Raw genomic sequence first — 13738 nt, 5'->3', positions numbered from 1 at the left:
ATTTTTCCAAGAAGGAACTCCTATGCGTGGTTATAAAATTTTTGCAGGATCTGCCAGTGTTGATTTTGCGAAAGAAATTTGTAGTATTTTAGATATTCCCTTAGCGAAAGCTGATGTTAAAAAGTTTAGCGACGGTGAAATTTCGGTCCAGATTGCAGAATCTGTCCGTGGTCGTGATGTATTTATCGTACAGTCAACCGGTGCTCCCTCAAATGACAATCTTATGGAACTGTTAATTTTGACTGATGCCCTCAAACGCTCATCAGCTTCAAGTATTACAGCTGTTGTTCCCTACTACGGTTATGCGAGACAAGACAGAAAGGCGGCCCCCCGTGTCCCGATTACGGCTAAGCTTGTAGCAAACCTTTATGAAACTGCCGGCATAGACAGAGTCGTAACTATAGACCTGCATGCCGGACAGATTCAGGGATTTTTTGATATTCCGGTTGACAATCTTTACGGTTCTATTACCTTTGAGCAGTATATAAAAAGCAAAAACCTCAAAAATCCTATTATTGCTTCTCCTGACATCGGCGGGGTTGCGCGTGCGAGATACTTTGCATCCCGAATGGGTCTTGAAATGGTTATCGTTGACAAACGCCGTGAAAAAGCAAATGAAAGTGAAGTCATGAATATCATCGGAAATGTCGAGGGACATGATGTTATTATGATAGACGATATGGTTGACACGGCAGGAACAATGGTCAAAGCGGCCACTGCTCTTAAGAACAAAGGAGCTGTTTCTGTGATGGCATGCGCTACACACGGTGTTCTCAGTGGAAATGCCTACCAGAATCTTGAGAACGGTGAGCTTGATGAGCTCATTATAACCAATACCTTAGAATCAAAACCTCATTCAAAAATAAAAGTCTTGAGTGTTGCACCACTTTTTGCCGAAGTAATTCGCAGAGTCTATCACAACGAGAGTGTGAACAGTCTTTTTGCATAGGAGTATCATTGAAAAATATTAGGAACTTCTCAATCATTGCCCATATTGACCATGGAAAAAGCACCTTGGCTGACAGAATCATACAAGAGTGCGGTTCTGTTACCGAGAGAGAAATGGGTACACAGATGATGGATACTATGGATATAGAACAGGAACGCGGCATTACCATCAAGGCACAGTCCGTTCGCCTTGACTATGTCAAAGACGGGGAACATTATATTCTCAATCTTATAGACACACCGGGTCATGTTGATTTTTCTTATGAAGTGAGTAAATCTTTGGCATCTTCTGACGGAGCCCTGCTTATCGTTGATGCCGCACAGGGTGTTGAGGCACAGACAATTGCCAATGTCTATTTGGCGCTTGACAACGACCTTGAACTCATTCCCGTTATTAATAAAATTGACCTTCCTGCCGCCGATCCTGATAAAGTCGCCGAAGAGATAGAAACTTCTATAGGTATTGATGCCACAGATGCTGTCCTTGTGAGTGCAAAAACAGGCGTCGGGATTCGTGACCTTATTGATGCCATTGTTGAGAGAATTCCGGCACCTGTCGGTGATCCGGATGCACCTACCAAAGCAATTATTTATGACTCCTGGTTTGACCAGTACCTTGGTGCCCTGGCACTTGTACGTGTTTTTGACGGAGAAATTAGAAAAAATCAGACGATTAAACTGATGTCAAACGGTGAAGAGCATCAAGTCCTTGATTTATTATATCCGCATCCTTTGAAAAAAATCAAAACACAGGCTATAAAGAGTGGTGAAATCGGCATTGTAGTCTTAGGGCTTAAAGAGGTAAGTGTGGTGAGTGTCGGTGATACCATCACTGATGCGAAAAATCCCACTGCCAAACCGGTTGGGGATTACGAACCTGCTAAACCTTTTGTATTTGCCGGACTCTACCCTATAGATACCGACAAATTTGAAGACTTAAGAGATGCACTTGACAAACTCAGACTCAATGACTCCTCCCTCTCTTATGAACCTGAAACATCTATAGCACTCGGTTTTGGTTTTCGTGTAGGCTTTTTGGGTATGCTGCATATGGAAGTCATCAAAGAGCGTCTGGAGAGAGAATTCGGACTTGATCTAATTGCCACAGCCCCTTCGGTTGTCTACCATGTGTACCTTAATAACGGGAAGATGGTAAAAGTGCAAAACCCGTCAGAATTGCCCGAAATCAATCATATTGACAGAATCGAAGAGCCTTATGTGAAAGCCACAGTGATAACCCCCAGTGAGTATCTAGGAAATATCATGAATCTTTTGGTTTCAAAACGAGGTATCCAAAACAAAATGACCTATCTCAACGAAGAAAGAGTAATGCTTGAGTATGAAATACCTATGAATGAAATAGTCGTGGATTTTTATGATACGCTCAAGTCCATTTCAAAAGGCTATGCTTCTTTTGACTATGAACCGACCGAATTCAAAGAGGGCGACCTTGTCAAACTTGATGTCAAAGTTGCCGGAGAGGTCGTGGATGCGCTCAGTGTGATTGTCCCGCGAACCTCTGCGCTTTCTCGCGGGCGAACACTTGTAAAAAACATGAAAGAACTGATTCCCCGTCAGCTTTTTGAAGTAGCCGTACAGGCATCACTGGGCAATCAGGTCATAGCCCGGGAAACAGTCAAGTCAATGGGAAAAAATGTTACTGCCAAATGTTACGGTGGAGATATTACCCGTAAACGCAAACTCCTTGAAAAACAAAAAGCAGGGAAAAAACGAATGAAATCCATAGGCAAGGTGCAGCTGCCGCAAGAGGCTTTTATGTCTGTTTTAAAAATGGACTAAAGCAGATTTTATGAAATGTATAGTGTGTGAAAGTTATACTTTTACACACATATGTTCCGCCTGCCAGACAAACTTTCTCTCCCCTGCTCTTTACAGAAGAAAACTCCCTAACGGTACCGACATCCTCTCTTTTTACAAATATGAGGAGATAAAAGAACTGTTGTTTACGAAACATACCGATATCGGTTTTTATATTTATACTATTTTAGCAAAACTCAGCTTTAAAAAATTTGCCAAAGAATTTCATACAAAAGAGAAATATATCTCTTTGGCAATAGATGACAGAAGTACAAGTGGCTATTCGCACACAGCACTGTTAAACCATGCACTTAAAACATACAATATCCGTCCGCTTTACAATAAACTTCGGGCACAAAACAGTGTTTCATACTCGGGTAAAAGCAAACAATTCAGACAGGAAAATCCAAGAAACTTTCAACTGAAAAAGTTCAAAGATGATGAGAGTATCATTTTGGTTGATGATATTGTCACAACAGGGCAAACACTTGCACAGGCCTGTACAAAAGTTGAAGAACAGGGCCAAACCGTCAGTTTTTGCCTTACCCTGACTGATGTAAGTCTAAAATAATCCTTTTAACAGATTTCCGACATCTTTTCCTATTCTTTTTTGTATCTCTTTTTTAATCGCTTTTGTTGCCTCTTTTTTGATAATCTGCTTTGCGTCTACCCCGATTTTCGGTCTGTTGATATTTCCTTTTAGCGTAACACTCAAAGGGTTGCCGTTCGCATTAATATCAATTTTTGCATCAATTGTATTGGCTTTTGTGTCAATTTTTGTATTTTTTGCCACAATGGAAGATGTATTTGACTTTAAATCCAACGAGGCAACAATTTTTTCTTTCTTTATTTTTGCATCTACATCTCCTTTAAAACGCTGTTTATAGAGGTCTATATGTGCATATTTTTTTGTCAAGTCAAGTACCTGGTTAGGCATAAACGTACCATCGAAAAGCAATCCTTTAAAGTCACCTTTTTCATCTGCGAGATTATAAAGAAATTTTCCGTCTACAGAGGCCTTGAATATTTTAGGATACAGCAGCATATCAAGAACATCCAAAGTCTGCAGTGATTTTAAATTTGCAACAAAATCATCATTGTGCAGTTTTGCATCAAGTTTGCCGCCGGCTATATTTGAAAAAAGTGTAAAATCCAAATCTTTTGCTTTTTTCAGTATTCCATTGGCAGCCAAAGCACCTTTGAGATGCCGTTGCGTTGCAAAATAGAGTTGCTCAAGATTAGGAATTTTTACGGCATAGTCCGTCTGCAAAGAAGCCTCTTTTGTATCAAAACGTGCTTTTTTAATCACAAAATTCGCAAGCGTTGAAGAAAAATTTAATTTCGTGTCAATGATATTCTTACTGAGTACTGTATGGGTTGCAGCATGAAACTTTGTTCTTGGCATCATACTTTTAAACTTATACGCTTGGGTAATGTATCTTGTGTCTGCCAGCCCCTTTGTAATCTGAGATGTCACAACACCCTGCAGATTTTTCGGATCAGCATTGCTTATGTTCACATGCATGGTAAACAGCGCATCTGCATAATGAGGCTGTTTGAGCATATAAAGCAGTTTTTGAAGCTTGAGACCTTCTATATCCGCTTCAATGCTTTTGGGTGCAAAATCATGCAGTGTTGCTGTAAATGCTGTGTTTGAAGCAGCCAAGTCACTTTTTCCTTTGAGAATCATTTCTTCTTTATTGCCGACTACTGTTCCGTTGAGATTTAATTTTCCTCTTATATCAGCCGAAGTTATCGGTTTTAAAACAGCCAGCTCTTTTACATGTAATGCGTATTTTGCCTTTACATGTAACGGTGCCGGAACTATATTGCCTTGCGATGTCATTTTGGCAAGGTTAGAATTGAGATTATATCTATAATCAATTGCATCGCCTTTGAGCTTTGCATCCAAATTCATTGCAAATGCTGTTGGAGGAATGGTAATATTGAAATCTTTTTTCATCACGCTTGCGTTTAATTTTCCATTTTTTGTAACAAGAAGAATATCACCGTCAAGTTGATGCGGCGTGATGTTTGTAAAATTGACATTCAGATTCACCTGGGCACTCGCATACGGTTTTTGATTGATCATATGCAGTAAAGAGGCTAAATCGGCACGCGCTACTTTGGCAATAACTGCAGTGGGACTGAAGTCTGTCATAACAATTTTGTATTCTGTTTTACTTTTGGCAACATCACTCTTTCCTAAAACAGTAAACAGTTTGTCATTCCCCTGTACACTTCCCTCTGTAAAAAAGGCATCCTGCAACTGCATTACAGTCAAAGGCTGCAGCGTTGCCAGTTCTCCTAAATCAACACTGTATTGTATATCAAAAGATTTTGAAAAAATCGAATAGGTTCCTGCAGCTTTAATTGTATTGTTCTCATTTAATTGCAAAATTATTTGAAAATCACTCATTGATAAAGAAAAAACCTTTAGTTTAGAATCAAGTTTCGTCTCTTCTCTGATTTTACTCTCTATAGCGGGTTTTATCAATGAATTGCCAAAGCCTGTAAAGAGTATGACATACACGAAAATAAATATACCTACAACGCCAATAAAGAACCAAGTTAAATATTTCATAATATTTCTCCATAAATTTGTAGTATAATAATACTCAAGTGAAGCTTCATTACAGTTTTAAGAAGATGAAAAACAAACTTGATAGAATGTGACTAAAGTTATTTTATATAAATCACACAACCATTACTTGACATTATTACACTCAATGTGTATAATACGTTATCTTTTCAAGAAAAAGGAGATATGAATCATTATGTCTGAAAAAGAAAATACAAATAATAACGAAATAGAGAATGATGAAGTCGCTGCTGAAGCTGAAGCAGTTGAAAACGAATTAGATTTACTGCAAAAAGAACTGGCAGAACTAAAAGACAAGTATGCACGTGTTCATGCTGATTTTGACAATATTAAAAAGAGACTTGAACGTGAAAAATACACTGCAGTTGAATATGCAAACGAAAAATTTGCAAAAGATATGATCCCTGTAGTGGATTCTCTTGAGATGGCCCTGCAGTCTGCTAATGCAAATGCCGAACCTCAGGAACTTATAGAAAAGCTCAAAGAGGGTATTGAACTTACACTCAAGCAATTTACTACAGCACTGGAAAAACACGGTGTAACAATGGTATCACATGAAGAGCCGTTTGATCCGAATATTCACAATGCCGTACAGAGTGTTGACAGTGATGAAGTTGAAAGCGGACAGATTGTCCAAACCTTTCAAAAAGGTTACAAATATAAAGAGAGACCATTGAGAGAAGCTATGGTTGTTGTTGCAAACTAGCTTTCAGTAAATGCAACCTAGGTTGCAAAAAAAAAATTTAAAAGAGCGTACAATTACACTGTTTTAAAAAATATAAAATTCAATTAAACTTAAAAAAAGGAAGAAAAAATGAGCAAAGTAATAGGTATAGATTTAGGAACAACAAATTCATGTGTGGCAGTATATGAGGGTGGTGAAGCGAAAATCATTCCAAATGCAGAAGGAAAAAACACAACACCTTCAGTTGTTGCATTTACAGACAAGGGAGAGGTTTTAGTAGGAGACCCTGCAAAACGTCAGGCTATCACAAATCCGGAAAAAACAATTTCATCTGTCAAAAGAATCATGGGTCTTATGATGAATGAAGAAAATGCAAAACTTGCACAGGAAAAAGTAACATATAAGATTGTAGACAAAGACGGTATGGCAGCAGTTGATGTTGCAGGAAAAATCTACACACCACAGGAAATTTCAGCAAAAATTCTTTCAAAACTAAAAGAAGATGCTGAAGCGTATCTTGGAGAAAAAGTTACTGATGCTGTAATTACCGTTCCGGCATACTTTAATGACAGCCAAAGAAAAGCGACAAAAGATGCCGGTACTATTGCGGGACTGAATGTACTTCGTATCATCAATGAACCGACTGCATCAGCACTTGCATATGGTTTAGAGAAAAAATCTGATGAAGATGTTTTGGTATATGACCTGGGTGGTGGTACATTTGATGTAACTACACTTGAAATTTCTGACGGAACATTTGAAGTTCTTTCAACAGACGGAAATGCATTCCTTGGTGGTGATGACTTTGACAACAAAATTGTTGACTGGTTAGCAAGTGAATTCAAAGCAAGTCACGGAATTGATCTTAAAAATGACAAAATGGCCCTACAGCGTTTGAAAGATGCTGCAGAAAGTGCGAAAAAAGAGTTAAGTTCGGCAACAGAAACAGAAATCAACCTGCCGTTTATCACAATGACAGAAGCAGGTCCGCAGCACTTGGTTGTAAAACTTACCCGTGCTAAGTTTGAAGGGATGATTGAACCACTTGTAGATGAAACAATGGATCATGTTCAAATTGCAATGAAAGATGCAGATTTAAGTAAAGGCGACATCAAAGAGATCATCATGGTTGGTGGTTCTACTCGTGTTCCTTTGGTACAAAAAAGAGTTTCTGACTATTTTGACGGCAAAGAGTTAAATAAATCAGTAAACCCTGATGAAGTTGTTGCTGCAGGTGCAGCTATTCAAGGTGGTGTATTACGAGGAGATGTTAAAGATGTTCTTTTACTTGATGTTACACCGTTATCACTTGGTATTGAAACACTTGGTGGTGTTGCAACGAAAGTTATCGAAAAAGGAACTACAATTCCTGTAAAAAAATCTCAAATCTTCTCAACTGCAGAAGACAACCAGCCGGCTGTTAGCATTAACGTTGTGCAGGGTGAGCGAGAATTTGCAAAAGACAACAAATCTTTAGGTCTGTTTGAACTGACTGATATTCCGGCGGCACCGCGTGGTGTACCTCAAATTGAGGTTACGTTCGATATTGATGCCAACGGAATACTGACAGTTTCAGCAGTAGACAAGGGAACTGGTAAAGAGCAAAAAATTACAATCTCAGGTGCTTCAGGATTAAGCGAAGAAGAGATTGAAAAAATGGTTCAGGATGCAGAAGCGCATAAAGCTGAAGATGAAGCAAGAAAAGCTGTTGTTGAACTCAAAAATCAGGCAGATGCATTGATTGCACAAACTGAAAAATCAATGAAAGAGATGGGAGACAACCTTGCAGCTGACGAAAAAGCAAAAATAGAAGCGGCTATCAAGGATCTTCAAGATGTTCTAAAAGATGAAAACTCTACAAAAGAGCAAATTGAAGAGAAAGTAAAAGTACTTACAGAAGCAAGCCATAAAATGGCAGAGCAGATGTATAAAAAAGAGCAAGGCGGTGAAGCCGGAGCAGCAGATGCAGCAAAGAAAAAAGACGATGACGATGTTATCGACGCTGAGATAGAGTAAACACTCTGTCTCAACCCCTTCTTATTTAAAATCCTTCCTGGCTATTTGCCAGGCAGAATAAAAATCAACTATTTTCCCACCATATTGGGCCTGAAAAGCCTGTGCGTCTTTTAAAGATTTGAATGCATATTTACTTATTCTACTCATTGTAGCGGGTTTTTTACTTCCAACAACATAATAAGCTTCTGTTACAGGAACAAATTTCAAAGAACTCACATCAACAACTTGAGGATTTTCCAGTTCAGCACCTTCTTTAATATCTTTTGTCAAACAATGAATAGAACAGTACTGATGTGTTATCCCATTCTCTTTTGCCGCATGATTTGTTTTATAGAACTTTACCAAATTCATGCCGCATATATGGCAAGATTCTTTATGCTTTCCTTTTTGCAACAAAACAGCTTTTTCCTTAGAAACACTTTGGAACATTCTATGCACCGTTTTTTTTGTTTTATGAGGAGTTGCTTTGTGCAATGAAGTGCTGCATCCCGTCATCAATACGAGAGACAGTGAAACAAGTAGTGCTTTAACCATGTATTTTCCTTTATTTTTTTAGCATTTTATCAGTTTATTATTACAATAGTGTTAAGCTTGTCTTATGCTAAAAAAAATGAAACACTACCTCAAAGAAATTATCTTTTTTGTGATTACGATGACTCTTTTTGCAAATGCTTTAAGTTTGTACAGAAGTCAGGATTTATCACAGAGTCCCTTAACTGTTGACAGCTTTAAACTTATAAATAATCAAGAATATCAAGTAGTAAAAAACAAACCGGTTTTAGTACACTTTTGGGCTAGCTGGTGTCCTACATGTAAGCTTGAAGCTTCAAATATAGAATTTTTATCGCACTATTTTGAAGTCATTACCATAGCTGTGAAGTCAGGGAGTGATGAAAAGCTTCAAAAATATCTTGATGAAAATAATTACACTTTCAAAGTTGTCAACGACCAAAATGGAAAACTCTCCTCAATATTTCATATTTCCGGATTTCCGACAACTTTTATTTATGACAAACACAAAAAACTGGTATTTAGTGAGGTTGGATACACTTCAACGCCGGGGCTCTATCTAAGAATGCTGTGGGCAGAAAAATAGATGTAGCGTCTCAAACACGCTTACACTAAAGCATCATATATCCAATTCCCCGTATGGTTTTTATGTACTCTTTTGTATTTGCAGGATCTATTTGTACCGGAACAGATTTATGAACCAAATCCGCCCAGTATATCGTCCTGTACATCTTCAACAGGGACTTCTTTGTGATTGGAAAGAAAAAAGGATAAATCGTTAATATCCTGATCACTCAGTTTTTTCGCAAACTGCGCCATCATCTGCTGTGAAACACTGCTGGCCTTTCCTGCGCGAAAATCAATCAGTTTCTTTTTCAGGTAACTGCTTTTTTTGTTTGCAAGTCTCGGATAGGTACTGCTTCCTTCGGCAGATGGTCCATGACAGCTTGAGCAGGCATTGGCAAAGAAAAGCATTTCACCACGATTGTAAGCATCTGAATCTGCATATATTTTCGTTAGCAGGATAACAAATAAAAAAATAAATCTCATTCTCATCTCCTCTTTGCTATAATTGTATCAAAAAGTAGTGACAAATTGAATAATTTTACCTTTGAATATCCTTATGTTTTCATCCTTTTACTTTTGGTAATCTGCATATATAAATGTCCTCTTACGCTCAAAAAAATTATTTTCCCGCACATACATCTCTTTTCAAAAAAAACCTCTTTCATCAACAAGGAAAAACTGCTCTATTCCCTGATTCTCTCCTCTATGATTTTTGCACTTGCCTCACCAATTGTATATGACCAAAAAAGTTCTTCCAAGCGAAAAGGAAGAGATTTGGTTTTTGCTCTTGATACCAGCGGTTCCATGGCGGAGAGTGGATTTGACTCAGAAAATCCGCAAAAAAGAAAATTTGATGCACTCAAGGAACTTTTAGCTTCATTTATATCCAAACGTTACAACGACAATGTCGGTGTAGCAATATTTGGAAGCTATGCCTATCCTGCCATTCCTTTGAGCTATGACATGAAGAGTGTTGCATTTTTACTGGATTTTTTTGATGTGGGCATTGCAGGAGAAAGTACCGCTATAGGAGAAGGACTGGCAACTGCACTCAAAATCCTCAAAAAAGGAAAAGCAAAAGAAAAAGTGATTATTCTAGTGACAGACGGCTATCAGAACAGTGGTGCTGTTTCTGTAAAAGAGGCGGTACAAAGGGCAAAAAAGCAGCATGTGAAAATTTATACCATAGGCATAGGAGACACCTCCTCTTTTGATGCCAATCTTCTCAAACTCATAGCAAAAAACACAGGTGCAAAAATGTTTGCGGCTAAAGATGTCAAGATGCTGCAAGAAGTTTATCAGGAAATAGACAAACTCGAACCAAGTGCCATTCGATCAAAACATTATCTTCATAAACAAAATCTCTTTATCTATCCGCTTACTTTGGCATTGCTCCTGCTGTTCTATCTTATTGCAAAACAGAAAAAGGAAGTTTTATGACACTTTTGTATCCCTGGATTCTTTCTTTTCTGATTCCACTCTATTTTTACTATAAGAATGATATAAAAGAGACACAGCAAAAGACAAAAAAGCAAAAGAACCTGCTCTACCTTTCTCTGTTTTTTATGCTCATCGCACTCAGTCGACCGGTCATTACAAACAAACCGATCGAGCAAAAATTTGATGCACAGGATTATATTATAGCCCTTGATGCATCCTTTTCAATGCAGGCGGATGACCTGAAGCCAACACGCTATGAAGTGGCAAAAAAAAATATTGCCTCTTTGCTTAGGCAACTGAATCAGGATCGGTTCAGTATTTTTGCATTCACCTCCAATGCCATGCTCATCTCACCTCCGACAACAGACAGTACCATCAGTATGATGGCACTCAACTCTCTGGAGCCAAAATATATATTAACAAAAGGAACCTCCCTGCTCTCTTTGTTTCAAAGTATTGCCAAGACTTCCTATAAACAAAAAAATCTCATTATTTTCACTGACGGGGGCGAGGACAAAGATCTTGCCAGCCTCGTAGATATATGTAAAAAAAATAGCATCATTCCCTATATCGTTGCAACAGGTTCAACAAAAGGAACCACTCTGAAAAAGAACAACAAACCTATTTTGGACAATAACGAGAATCTTGTAATTTCAAGAATAAATCCACTTTTAAAACCGTTGGCACAGGAGTGCGGAGGAAAATATTATGAATTGGACACAGATTCAGATATATCAAAGGAAATCATCAGCGATCTTCAAAAACAGGGTACTGCCGTTGAATCAACGACAAAGGTACTCAGCTACCGGGAACTTTTTATTTTTCCGCTTTTTATAGCGCTGCTTAGTTTCTTTCTTGCTGTAACAAAACTGCACCAACTCTTTGTTTTTCTGCCTTTTATCATTCTGCCATACCCTGTTCATGCGGCCTCGCTCTTGGATTTTTATCATCACAACAAAGCAAATCAGGCATACAGGCATAAAAACTATGCAGCTGCTGCACAGGAGTTTCTCAAGCTTTCTCCCTCCCCTGCAAGCTACTATAACAGTGCAGTTGCCTATTGCAAAGCAAAAAATTACAAAAAAGCTGTAGAACTTTTTTCACAAATACGTTCCACAGATCCAAAACTCAAACAAAATATTTTTTACAATCTCGGCAATTGTGCTGTTGCCTTGAAAAAATACAGCCGAGCAATGCGCTATTACCAAAAATCATTGGCACTTGGATTTGACAAAGATGCTTTTTACAATCTCAGCCTTCTGTATAAACTGGGACTTCAGGATGAAAAAAATCTCGGACAAATGCTTCCAAAAACCAACAGGCAGCACAAAAAGCAAGATGATAAAAAACAAATGCAGAAAAAAAGCACAAACAAAAGTGCCTCATCGTCCAACTCACAGCAAAAAGCTTCACAAAAAAGCAGCGGCAGCGGAAAAAACAGCAAAAAGAAAAAAGAGAACCAAAATCTTCTACATGTAAATAAGAAAAACAAATCAAAATACAAGCTGGGATACAGAGCTTATGAACTCATAAACAAAGGATATACAAATGAAAAACACCCTTGGTAAGATATTTTTGCTTTTTATACTTTTTACTGTCTCACTTTTTGGTGCAGGCCAGCTGGCAACCTACAAACTTACAACCAATAAAAAAAGTGTCCACATCAAAGAACCTCTGCTCATTACCTTTCAGGCGGAACAGAAAAACCACAGTGATCATATGTTTTTTTCCTTTAATGTGCAAAAAAGCCCTGATTATGAAGTAAAACTTTTACAAAAAAGCATACAGGACAAAGGCTACCACAACACGAAGACAATCTTTAAGTTTATTCTCTTTGCACTCAAAGCAAAAACACTGCATGTAAATTTTGATTTTATTATTCGCACCGCCAGTGACAAAGCTGTCAAACAAAGTTATGTTGATGACCATGATGACAGTATAGCCATCAGCACCTATGATACAAAAATAGCGCTCAAACCTTTAACACTCAAGGTAGAAAAATTTAAAAAACATGTTGACCTGGTAGGAGATTTTAAAATCAGCTCTACAATTGACACCGATGAAATTGACCAGTACGGGATTGTCAATCTGCATTATATACTCTCCGGTACGGGTTACAAAGAAACAGCATTGAATATCCTCAATACGCAAATTGAAAATGTAAGCATATTTTCAAAAAGAAAAGACAAACTTTCCAGGCTTACAGAAGATGGGTATATTATCAATACAGAATATATATATGCCCTCAGCGCGGCAGATAATTTTACAATCCCCTCTTTTGCGTTAGAAGTTTATTCCCCGCGCAAAAACAGCTATTACACACTCCATACAAAAGCATATAAAGTCAAAGTAAAAAAAACAAATCCTGCACTCTTGTTAGACAAAACAAATGCCCCACAAAATGAAGCATGGATAAATTTTGCGCAGATAAAAACTTTTTTCATCTATACCCTGATTTTTTTAGCCGGATTTTTCACCGCAAAAATCAGTCAAAAATCATTTTTTACCAAAAAACAAGAAGAAGAGTTTGCAGATATTAAACGCGCAAAAGATGCAAAAGAATTGCTCTTGCTCTTAATAATGAATTATCAAAACAGAGGTTTAGATGAGGAGATTGCAAAGCTTGAGGCGGATATTCATAAAAAACATCCCCTCAATCTCGGAAAAATAAAAAAAGAGATACTGAAAAAGCTTAAGTAAAAAACTCGATATAGACTTTGTCAAGATATTTTTTTGCTTTTTCCGCTTTTTGAATTTTCGGTTCGAAAATCTCTTTCATTGCCGGATAGTTTTGCATATATTCTTGATACAAATCACATTTCATATCCATGTGTTTTTTAAATTCATTGACAACAGCCTGCATGTCTTCGGGTGTAGCAATCCACTGCATGAAATTTTTAAACATTCTCTCACGTACATCTATGGCAAAAGATTCGCCCAGTTCAGCTGCTATGCGTTTTAAATCCCATCTTGAAAAATAGATACCGCTTTTTGCCGGAGGCATAATCTCTGCATAAATGGCCTTTAAATAGTCTGGATAGTCTTCATACTCATCTTCTGCACAGCTTCCGTCATCACAGGCAGCCTGCATTGCCTGTTTTTGCATCATTTCAAATTCGTTTCTTAATTCATTTAAATCTTTTATATCCATA

General features: G+C 37.8%; 13 protein-coding genes. 9 read left to right on the top strand and 4 right to left on the bottom strand.

The features are described 5' to 3' along the window. The first annotated feature begins 22 nt into the window (after window positions 1–22). From MNY28_RS11390 to MNY28_RS11380, 3 genes are read left to right on the top strand one after another with little or no spacing between them, the layout of a single operon-like run. A complete protein-coding gene (locus tag MNY28_RS11390; protein WP_151899843.1) occupies window positions 23–949 on the top strand; it encodes a ribose-phosphate pyrophosphokinase in 927 nt (308 codons plus the stop codon). 8 nt (window positions 950–957) lie between these two features. Beyond that, entirely contained in the window at window positions 958–2748 is a 1791-nt protein-coding gene (gene lepA / locus MNY28_RS11385; RefSeq protein ID WP_346389908.1) for a translation elongation factor 4, read from the top strand. 10 nt (window positions 2749–2758) lie between these two features. Then, the gene (locus MNY28_RS11380) at window positions 2759–3337 is read left to right on the top strand and encodes a ComF family protein (protein WP_346389907.1); all 579 of its coding nucleotides are present in this window, start codon (window positions 2759–2761) and stop codon (window positions 3335–3337) included. Here the strand turns inward: MNY28_RS11380 and MNY28_RS11375 are convergent. Further along, window positions 3329–5350, bottom strand: coding sequence for a hypothetical protein (locus tag MNY28_RS11375; protein WP_346389906.1), 2022 nt, complete (start codon window positions 5348–5350; stop codon window positions 3329–3331). The two genes, MNY28_RS11380 and MNY28_RS11375, sit on opposite strands and share 9 nt — an antisense overlap. A 193-nt stretch (window positions 5351–5543) precedes the next feature. Between MNY28_RS11375 and grpE the strand changes: the two genes are divergently transcribed. After that, window positions 5544–6074 (top strand): nucleotide exchange factor GrpE, encoded by a 531-nt coding sequence (gene grpE / locus MNY28_RS11370; protein WP_346389905.1) that lies wholly within the window; start codon window positions 5544–5546, stop codon window positions 6072–6074. Window positions 6075–6182: 108 nt separating this feature from the next. Then, entirely contained in the window at window positions 6183–8069 is a 1887-nt protein-coding gene (gene dnaK / locus MNY28_RS11365; protein WP_151899838.1) for a molecular chaperone DnaK, read from the top strand. 21 nt (window positions 8070–8090) lie between these two features. Here dnaK and MNY28_RS11360 read toward each other — a convergent pair whose 3' ends face one another. Continuing rightward, window positions 8091–8603: a nitrous oxide reductase accessory protein NosL gene (locus MNY28_RS11360; RefSeq protein WP_346389904.1), complete on the bottom strand. Its 513-nt coding sequence runs from the start codon at window positions 8601–8603 to the stop codon at window positions 8091–8093. Window positions 8604–8667: 64 nt separating this feature from the next. Here MNY28_RS11360 and MNY28_RS11355 point away from each other — a divergent pair, with 64 nt between their 5' ends. Then, complete coding sequence (locus MNY28_RS11355; protein WP_151899836.1) at window positions 8668–9165, top strand: redoxin domain-containing protein; 498 nt, start codon at window positions 8668–8670, stop codon at window positions 9163–9165. A 107-nt stretch (window positions 9166–9272) separates the two neighbouring features. On the opposite strand, the gene MNY28_RS11350 is transcribed toward MNY28_RS11355, so the two are convergent. After that, window positions 9273–9629: a c-type cytochrome gene (locus tag MNY28_RS11350; RefSeq protein ID WP_188110038.1), complete on the bottom strand. Its 357-nt coding sequence runs from the start codon at window positions 9627–9629 to the stop codon at window positions 9273–9275. A gap of 45 nt (window positions 9630–9674) precedes the next feature. On the opposite strand from MNY28_RS11350, the gene MNY28_RS11345 reads away from it, so the two are divergent. From MNY28_RS11345 to MNY28_RS11335, 3 genes are read left to right on the top strand one after another with little or no spacing between them, the layout of a single operon-like run. After that, window positions 9675–10586: a VWA domain-containing protein gene (locus MNY28_RS11345; protein ID WP_151899834.1), complete on the top strand. Its 912-nt coding sequence runs from the start codon at window positions 9675–9677 to the stop codon at window positions 10584–10586. Continuing rightward, window positions 10583–12154, top strand: coding sequence for a VWA domain-containing protein (locus MNY28_RS11340; RefSeq protein ID WP_346389903.1), 1572 nt, complete (start codon window positions 10583–10585; stop codon window positions 12152–12154). Before MNY28_RS11345 ends, MNY28_RS11340 begins: the two co-directional genes overlap by 4 nt. Beyond that, window positions 12135–13286: a hypothetical protein gene (locus tag MNY28_RS11335; RefSeq protein WP_346389902.1), complete on the top strand. Its 1152-nt coding sequence runs from the start codon at window positions 12135–12137 to the stop codon at window positions 13284–13286. Before MNY28_RS11340 ends, MNY28_RS11335 begins: the two co-directional genes overlap by 20 nt. Here MNY28_RS11335 and MNY28_RS11330 read toward each other — a convergent pair. Next, a complete protein-coding gene (locus MNY28_RS11330) occupies window positions 13279–13737 on the bottom strand; it encodes a hypothetical protein (RefSeq protein ID WP_346389901.1) in 459 nt (152 codons plus the stop codon). The genes MNY28_RS11335 and MNY28_RS11330 overlap by 8 nt on opposite strands. Between the last annotated feature and the right edge of the window lies 1 nt (window position 13738).

Origin of the sequence: Sulfurimonas sp. NWX367 (assembly GCF_039667065.1) — a bacterium.
Taxonomy (GTDB): Bacteria; Campylobacterota; Campylobacteria; order Campylobacterales; family Sulfurimonadaceae; genus Sulfurimonas; species Sulfurimonas hydrogeniphila.
The sequence above is the reverse complement of the archived record's forward strand: the minus strand, read 5'-3'. Positions and strand labels throughout refer to the sequence as shown.

What these genes read in the sequence shown, in the direction of transcription:
- MNY28_RS11390 (WP_151899843.1), top strand. Translation starts at nt 23, where the DNA reads ATGCGTGGTTATAAAATTTTTGCAGGATCTGCCAGTGTTGATTTTGCG.
- MNY28_RS11330 (WP_346389901.1), bottom strand. Translation starts at nt 13,737, where the DNA reads ATGGATATAAAAGATTTAAATGAATTAAGAAACGAATTTGAAATGATG.
- MNY28_RS11360 (WP_346389904.1), bottom strand. Translation starts at nt 8,603, where the DNA reads ATGGTTAAAGCACTACTTGTTTCACTGTCTCTCGTATTGATGACGGGA.
- MNY28_RS11375 (WP_346389906.1), bottom strand. Translation starts at nt 5,350, where the DNA reads ATGAAATATTTAACTTGGTTCTTTATTGGCGTTGTAGGTATATTTATT.
- dnaK (WP_151899838.1), top strand. Translation starts at nt 6,183, where the DNA reads ATGAGCAAAGTAATAGGTATAGATTTAGGAACAACAAATTCATGTGTG.
- MNY28_RS11350 (WP_188110038.1), bottom strand. Translation starts at nt 9,629, where the DNA reads ATGAGATTTATTTTTTTATTTGTTATCCTGCTAACGAAAATATATGCA.
- MNY28_RS11340 (WP_346389903.1), top strand. Translation starts at nt 10,583, where the DNA reads ATGACACTTTTGTATCCCTGGATTCTTTCTTTTCTGATTCCACTCTAT.
- grpE (WP_346389905.1), top strand. Translation starts at nt 5,544, where the DNA reads ATGTCTGAAAAAGAAAATACAAATAATAACGAAATAGAGAATGATGAA.
- MNY28_RS11380 (WP_346389907.1), top strand. Translation starts at nt 2,759, where the DNA reads ATGAAATGTATAGTGTGTGAAAGTTATACTTTTACACACATATGTTCC.
- MNY28_RS11355 (WP_151899836.1), top strand. Translation starts at nt 8,668, where the DNA reads ATGCTAAAAAAAATGAAACACTACCTCAAAGAAATTATCTTTTTTGTG.
- MNY28_RS11335 (WP_346389902.1), top strand. Translation starts at nt 12,135, where the DNA reads ATGAAAAACACCCTTGGTAAGATATTTTTGCTTTTTATACTTTTTACT.